Here is a 7,114-nt window from a genome sequence, read left to right as displayed (position 1 = left end):
TCGGCCGTCCGGAAAAGGTGAGACTGGATCGGTTGGAGCTGTCGACGGTCATCACTGACTCCTTCTACTCCCGAACTATCTGTTCCGGCGGTTAACGCTAACTGGCGGGCCGGGAACCGAGGGTGCTTCGCGAATCGTCTGTGCCGAAATCGAAGCAGGTCGGCGGGCCGTTGTGATCGCTCACAGTCGCCGGGACGCGAATCGGTTCCTCAATGCCACAATCGGCGGCAGGGCAGCGGTCGCAATCCGGGCCGGACCATGCCGTCCACGGTCACGGCCAGCCCGGAGTGCACCGCGGCGGCGGCGAACTCCCAGGCCTCGGCGCGGGTGGCGGCGTATTCGAGCACCATGTCGCCATCGGGGCCGGTGCCACCGAAGTAGACCGTGATCCGGCGTGTGGGGACGTCGGGGGCCGTATCGGAGATGTCCATAGCCGTGCTCCTTTGCATCGGTGCAGGAACGAAGCTACGTACTCGCGGGTAACCCGAACAGGTTTCAGTGCGTAATTCATCGCGTAACACAGACCGCCGCGCGGCGAGCTTGTGATTTCTCAGGACCTGCGGTGCCGATTTCGGGTTGCCTCGCGCGCGCGATAATCTCTTGGCTCATGGGCCATACCGCGGTCCGGCGGGCGCTGAGCGTCGCCGCCGGCAGTCTGCTGCTGTTCGCTGCCGCCACGACTTCCGCACCGGCGCAACCGATCTACCCGGCACCGGACCCGGATCCGTTCTACGCCGCGCCGGCCGATATCGCCGAGCACAAGCCCGGCGACGTGCTGGCGACGAAACCGCTACCGCCGCTGGACATCTTCCCGGACACCGACATCACGCTGATCAAGTTCCGCTCGACCAATTCCGAGGGCAAGCCGATCGCGGCGACCACGACCGTCCTGACCCCGCGCAAGCGCGCGGCCGATGGCCCGCTGCTGTCGTATCAGACCATCATCAACGGGCTGGGCACCGATTGCGGTGTCTCCCATGTGCTCTACACCAAGAACCCGGATCTGATGGTGCGCGAGGCGCCCGCCTATAACGTGGTGTTGCAGCGCGGCTGGAGTATCGCGATGCCCGACCATCTCGGGCCGCAATTCGCCTACGGCGCAGCGCGTCTGGGCGGCCAGATCACATTGGACGGCATTCGTGCGGTGCAGCACGCCGCCGATCTGAAACTCGAGCACAGCCCGGTGACGATGGCCGGCTACTCCGGCGGCGGCATGGCCACCGCCTGGGCGGCCGCGCTCGCGCCGGCCTACGCGCCGGAACTGCGGATCGCCGGGGCCGCGGCCGGCGGCGTGCCGATGAACATGGTGAAGATGCTGGAGGGTCTGGGGTACGGCTCGCATCCGGCCTTCGGCCTGGCGATGGCGGCCGGACTCGGCCTGGAACGCGAATACCCGGACCGGTTCCCGCTGTCGGAGCAGCTCAACGACAAGGGTTTGGCGGCGCGGCACGTGATGGCCAACAGCTGCACCAACGGCCTGCTGGCCGCGGGCGCGGGCCACGGGGTGACCGAGTTCGCGAGGACCACGTCGATGACCGAGAATCCGGTCGCGCGCAAGGTGGTCGAGGACAACAGTCTCGAGCTCTACACCGACAGCGTGCCGAATATGCCGGTGTTCGAATGGCATTCGCCCATCGACGGGCTGATTCCGGTGGACTCGATCATCGAGACCGACCGGCGCTGGTGCCAGGCCGGGGTTTCGGTCCAGTCGGAGGCCATTCCGGTGCCCGACCACCTCACCGCGGCGGTACTGGGCTTGCCGCAGGTCCTGAACTGGCTGGACGGTCGCATGCACGCTCAGCCGGTGCCGAGCAACTGCTGAGCGCGACACCCCCGCCCCGCTCGCGCGCCACGAATTCGATATCGATGCGGACTCGCGCCGCACACGATCCGAACACGCCGCCCGGGCAACCGGATTCGCGCCGGTAGTCTCGAAACACCTGGTTCAGCGCGGAACTCGGGTTGGCAGCGTACGGGGAACCAGCGGTGAGCTTCAGTGGGGTGCGCCATGCGAATTCGGCATGTTCTGGTCACGGTATTGCTACTCGGTTGCGGTCCCGTCGCGGGTACCGCGGCGGCGCAGCCGCCGATGCCTCTGCCTCCCTTGCCGTTACCGGCTGTTTCGTTACCGGGACTGCCGACGCAGCCGTTTGCGGTCCAGCCCGCGACGCCTCGGGCCGCCGTGCCGCCGGATGCCCAGGAGCCGGCGAAGTCGAATCCGCCCGCGCCGGGTCTCGCACAGCTGCAGCAGTGGATCGACGTCCTGATTCCGCCGCCGCCCATCCCGGTGGCCGATCAGGCGGCGGCCGGGGAGACCGGGGAGACCGGTGTCACCACCGACCTGGCCCGGCTGCAGCAGGCCGTCATGCCCTCACCGGTGGGCGATCCGCTGCTCGACGACTGGCCCGCCGATCTCGCGGGGCTGCATCCCGGTGACGTGATCGCCACGCGGGACGTGACGGCGACCGCCGCTCCGCTGCTGGTGGTGCCCGTGCGGCAGGCGCTGCAGTTGAAGTACCGCACGACCGATGCCCACGACGCGCCCTCGTACGCGACCGCGACACTGGCGATTCCGGCCGCGCCGTGGACGGGCCCCGGATCGCGGCCGGTGCTGGTGAACAACTTGCCGATCGACGCGCTGGGCCGGACCTGCACGCCCGGCTACACGCTCGCGCACGGTTTCACCGGCGACACCGGGACCACCGATTTCGTGCCGCCTACCACCCACTTGGCGCTGCTGCGCGGGTACGCGGTGCTGATTCCCGATCACGAGGGCCCGCGGATGGCGTATGCCGAGCCCTTCGTGGCCGGTCACGCCGTGCTCGACGCGATCCGTGCGATGCGTGCGGCACTGCCCGCCGAATTCGGCGCCAGCCGCTACGCCATGCACGGGTATTCCGGTGGTGCGATCGCCACCCGCGGCGCGGTGGCGCTGATCGATTCCTACGCACCGGAATTGGCTCCGTCGATCGTCGGCGCGGCACTGGGTGGGGTGCCGGCCGACTATCAGATCCTGTCGCAGAGCATGAACGCCAACTTCGCGTCGGGAGTCTTCCTGGCGGCCACCTTCGGTGTGGGGCGGGAGCGGCCGGAGATCCTGGCCCGGATGAACAATCTGGCCCGGTGGGCGGCCCTGTCGCCGCTCAAGGACACCTGCGCCGGCGTCTTCGCCGTCCCCGGCGTGTTGTCGCTGCCGATCGACATCGCCGCCGACACTCCCGATCCGCTGCACAGCGCGCTGGCCGGCGACATCTACCGGGTGACGCGGATGCAGGGCATGAAATCCGCTGTGCCGCTGTATGTCTACAACGGCGAACAGGAATTCTGGATTCCGGCGGCCGGTGCGCGCGAGTTCTATCGCGACCAGTGCTCGCTGGGGGTGTCTGCGGTGTATCGCAGCGTTCTCGGCGAACACATCATCGCGGCCGGATTGGGATATCCCGAGGCGATGGGCTGGGTCGATCAGCGATTGCAGGGTGTGCCGGCCCCCAGTGAATGCTGAACGGCCGGTTCGTATATTCGCGCTGTCGTCGCGGGGAATTTGTGCCGCGACCCCAGCCGCCGCCGGGGCGATTCATGAATTGTCATCGGATCGCCGGTGTTTCGGGTTCGAGGCGATTCCGTGGCCGTACCGTGATGTGAACGCGGCACCGGTTCTTGCGCGGACGGTGCCGCGTTCGGCAACCGGCGCACCCGCACCTTCCGGAAGGAGAGGAGGTCGGCACTGCGGACGCCGGACCGGCCACCGGTGAGCGGCTCCCGACTCGAAGCCGCCGCTCACGGCGCACAGCTCGACCGCGGCACCAGGACTTCCAACCCCTTCCTCGACGCGGTCACTGTGCGTAGCAGTGGAACCGCCCGCCGGGTGCACCCTCACCCCAAGGCATCCGGCGGGCACACTCGCGCGGGGACAGATTCTGGAGCGACCCGATGACACCATCCGCACCCAGCCTGGCGGCGACTCTGACCCGAAGCGTGCGCACCGACGCGCCGGCGTCACATTCCGACGCCCCCGCCGATTTAGGCGCGGGAGTGCGCGAATGTCTGGCCCTGGCCGCCGATATGGTCGCCGAACCTGACCCGGAACCGGCGGATGCCGCGCGTCTGGCCGAGTTGGTCGGCCGGGCCGGCGCCTGGGCGCGCGAGGGCATCGACCTCGACACCGTGCTGCGCGCCTACCACGAGGCGGTGCGACACGCGTTCAGTGACATCGCCGATGGCCGCGGTGACGGCGAGACACTGTTCGCCGACGCCGAACAGGCGCTGCGCCTGCTCGAGACGGTGACGGTGGCGACCTCGGCCGCCTACCTCGACGAACACCGCTCGGCCGCACGGCATCATCAGACCGCGGCCCAGACACTGGTCACCGCTCTGCTCAGCGGCCACGGCCGCGCGACACTGGCCCGCCGCACCGGAATCGTGGTCGCACCCGCCTATCAGGTGGTGGCGCTGTCGATCGCCCCGCATCCCGGCGAATCCGATCCGCGCCGCAACGCCGAAACCGTGGCGCGCCGCAAACTGCGCCGGCTGCAGAGCGCGTTGGCGCCGGTGCTGGGCTCGCGGGCGCTGTCGCTGCTCTCGGTCGACGGCGGCACCGTGCTGGTGCCGGTCGAGGACCCCGAGGCCTCCGCCCGCATCGATGCCCCGGAGCTGACCGCCGACACCCTGGATGTCCTGTCCGCGGCGGCCTCGGTGCCGCTGACCGCGACCGTCGTGGCGGGTCCCACCGCACGCATCCCGGAGCTGGCCGCCCAGGCCCACGAACTGCTGGAACTGGTGCGCGCACTGCGTCGCCCACCGGGCCTCTACGGGATCGCCGACGTGGCGGTGGAATATCAGCTGACCCGGCCGGGCCCGGCGCGTGCGCACCTGGCCGCGGTGCTCGGTCCGTTGCGGCCGCATCCGGATCTGCTGGAAACCCTACGCGCCTATGTGGATTCGGGCCTGGACCGCAAATCGACCGCGGTGCGGCTGGCGATCCATCCGAACAGTGTGGCGCACCGGGTGCGGCGCATCGAGCGGTTGACCGGCATCGAGCTGGCCCGTCCGGACGGTATCGCGCGGGCGAGCCTGGCGTTGCTGGCATTCGATCTCGGCACCGATTCGCGCACCGAGGAGTACGCGTGAGAGTCGCCGATCGCGATCTGCTCCAGGAGCTGGACCCCGTCGCCGAACGCCTTCTCGCGGATCATCTGTGCAAGTCGCGCGCCTGGCATCCGCACGACTACGTGCCCTGGGGCGAAGGCCGCAATTTCGCGGCGCTCGGCGGAGACGATTGGCTTCGGAACAATCCGCGTTACCGGAGGTGGCGCGGGTGGCGCTGATGACCACTCTGCTCGCCGAGGACGATCTGCCCTCCTGTCATCGTGTGATCACCGAGACGTTCGGCGGCGACGGCGCGTGGGGACGGTGGGTGCGATGCTGGACCGCCGAGGAGAACCGCCACGCCATGGTGATCCGCGACTACCTGGTGGTGACTCGCGCGGTGGATCCCGTTGCGCTGGAACGCGCCCGGATGACACGGCTGACCAGCGGCGTTGCCGGCTCGCAGGCCCCGCGGTTGCTGCGCGGGTTGGCCTGTGTGACACTGCAGGAGCTGGCCACCCGGATCAGTCACCGCAACACCGGCATCGCCTGTGGTGAACCGATCGCCGACCGGATGCTGTCGCGCATCGCCACCGACGAGAACCTGCATATGATCTTCTACCGCAACATCTCCCGGGCCGCCCTCGAGCTGGCACCGGACGCGATGATGCGCGCGATCACCGAGGCGGTCACCGGTTTCCGGGTGCCCGGATCGGGCCGGCCCGGCTTGCGGCGACACGCGCTGCTGCTGGCCGCCCACGGCATCTACGATCCGGCGCAGCATGTGGAGATGGTGGTGCGACCGGTGCTGCGCAACTGGCACGTGTTCGACCGCGCCGATCTGACCGGTGCGGGAGAGCGGGCCCGCGACGAACTGGCCGTCCATCTGGCCGCTCTGGAGAAGGCGGCCGACCGCTTCCGGGAACGGCGGGAACGAGCGCGCGCCCGCGAAAGCGCGTTGGCGGAGGCTTCGGCGGTGGTGCGGCGGTGATCACCCGTGCGGCGCTGGGCGCCGCTCTGGCCGTGGCCGCAGGCGCGATGGCTGCTGCTCCGGTGTGCGCCGATCCCGTGCCCCCATCCGCGGCCCCGCCGGCGATCGATCCCGCCGTGACGCGAACGGAACTGGTGCGCACCGAAACGCGCGGACCGGGCTGGGACCGGCTGTACGTCGCCTCCGCCGCGATGCATCGGGTGGTGCCCATCGATGTGCTGCACGGCGGCGGGGGTGAACCCCGGCCCACCCTTTATCTTCTCGACGGCGTCGAGGGTGCGGCGACCTCGGGGTGGCTCACCGACGGCGAGGCGGCGCGTTTCTTCGCCGGCAAACCGGTGGATGTGGTGCTCCCGGGCGACGGCGTCGGCAGTATGTACGCCGACTGGGACCACTACGACCAGAACCTGGGCCTCAACCGCTGGGAGACCTTCCTCGTCGACGAGCTGCCGCCGATCGTGGAGAAGTATCTGCATTCCGACGGGCGCCGGGCGATCGCCGGAGTGTCGATGGGCGCGCAGGCGGCGATGATGCTGGCCCAGCGTCACCCGGGCTTCTATCGCGCGGTCGCCGGTATCAGCGGCTGCTATTCGACCGCCGACGATGTCGGCCAGGCCGTCACCCGCATCACCGTGGCCTCGCGCGGCGGCAACCCCGAAAACCTCTGGGGCCCACCGAATTCGCCGGAATGGGCGGCGCACGACAGCTATCTGGGCGCCGATACCCTGCGTGGCACGCCGATCTATCTGTCGGCGGCCACCGGTCTGCCGAGCCCACCGGATCTCACCGCCATCGCCACCGCGCACGACGTCGCCGGTGCTCTGCGGTCCGCGGGCGGAGGTATCGCGCTGGAGGCGGGGGCGCGCACATGCACCGAACGGTTCGCCGCGCGGCTCGCGCAATTGAACATCCCGGCCACCGTGCGCTACATCCCCGCGGGGACGCATTCCTGGCCGGATTTCACCGCGGCCCTGCCGTCGGCGTGGGACGCGCTGGCGGCCGGACTCGGTATCGCGCGGACCTGGGGTCCGCGCTAGT

The 7,114-nt window shown here is 69.6% G+C and carries 5 protein-coding genes and 1 pseudogene; 5 read left to right on the top strand and 1 reads right to left on the bottom strand.

The window, feature by feature from the left end; translation table 11 throughout:
- Nucleotides 1-209 precede the first annotated feature (209 nt).
- Nucleotides 210-431: a hypothetical protein gene (locus IRT45_RS35690; protein WP_228535991.1), complete on the bottom strand. Its 222-nt coding sequence runs from the start codon at nucleotides 429-431 to the stop codon at nucleotides 210-212.
- A gap of 176 nt (nucleotides 432-607) precedes the next feature.
- On the opposite strand from IRT45_RS35690, the gene IRT45_RS35685 reads away from it, so the two are divergent.
- The 5 genes and pseudogenes from IRT45_RS35685 to IRT45_RS35665 all read left to right on the top strand — a co-directional run bounded on the left by IRT45_RS35685 (nucleotide 608) and on the right by IRT45_RS35665 (nucleotide 7,113).
- Nucleotides 608-1,822: a lipase family protein gene (locus IRT45_RS35685; RefSeq protein WP_194810167.1), complete on the top strand. Its 1,215-nt coding sequence runs from the start codon at nucleotides 608-610 to the stop codon at nucleotides 1,820-1,822.
- Nucleotides 1,823-2,182: 360 nt separating this feature from the next.
- Nucleotides 2,183-3,502: a lipase family protein gene (locus IRT45_RS35680; protein ID WP_309241301.1), complete on the top strand. Its 1,320-nt coding sequence runs from the start codon at nucleotides 2,183-2,185 to the stop codon at nucleotides 3,500-3,502.
- A gap of 428 nt (nucleotides 3,503-3,930) precedes the next feature.
- Complete coding sequence (locus tag IRT45_RS35675; protein WP_194810165.1) at nucleotides 3,931-5,127, top strand: CdaR family transcriptional regulator; 1,197 nt, start codon at nucleotides 3,931-3,933, stop codon at nucleotides 5,125-5,127.
- A pseudogene (locus IRT45_RS35670) lies at nucleotides 5,124-6,076 on the top strand (acyl-ACP desaturase). Before IRT45_RS35675 ends, IRT45_RS35670 begins: the two are co-directional and overlap by 4 nt.
- Nucleotides 6,073-7,113, top strand: a complete 1,041-nt coding sequence (locus IRT45_RS35665) for an alpha/beta hydrolase family protein (RefSeq protein WP_309241300.1) — start codon at nucleotides 6,073-6,075, stop codon at nucleotides 7,111-7,113. Before IRT45_RS35670 ends, IRT45_RS35665 begins: the two are co-directional and overlap by 4 nt.
- Nucleotide 7,114 lies beyond the last annotated feature (1 nt).

It is taken from the genome of Nocardia sp. BSTN01, assembly GCF_015354405.1.
Taxonomy (GTDB): domain Bacteria; phylum Actinomycetota; class Actinomycetes; order Mycobacteriales; family Mycobacteriaceae; genus Nocardia.
The sequence above is the reverse complement of the archived record's forward strand: the minus strand, read 5'-3'. Positions and strand labels throughout refer to the sequence as shown.

Coding starts and splice junctions, on each gene's coding strand:
- IRT45_RS35685 (WP_194810167.1), top strand. CDS start 608: ATGGGCCATACCGCGGTCCGGCGGGCGCTGAGCGTCGCCGCCGGCAGT.
- IRT45_RS35675 (WP_194810165.1), top strand. CDS start 3,931: ATGACACCATCCGCACCCAGCCTGGCGGCGACTCTGACCCGAAGCGTG.
- IRT45_RS35690 (WP_228535991.1), bottom strand. CDS start 431: ATGGACATCTCCGATACGGCCCCCGACGTCCCCACACGCCGGATCACG.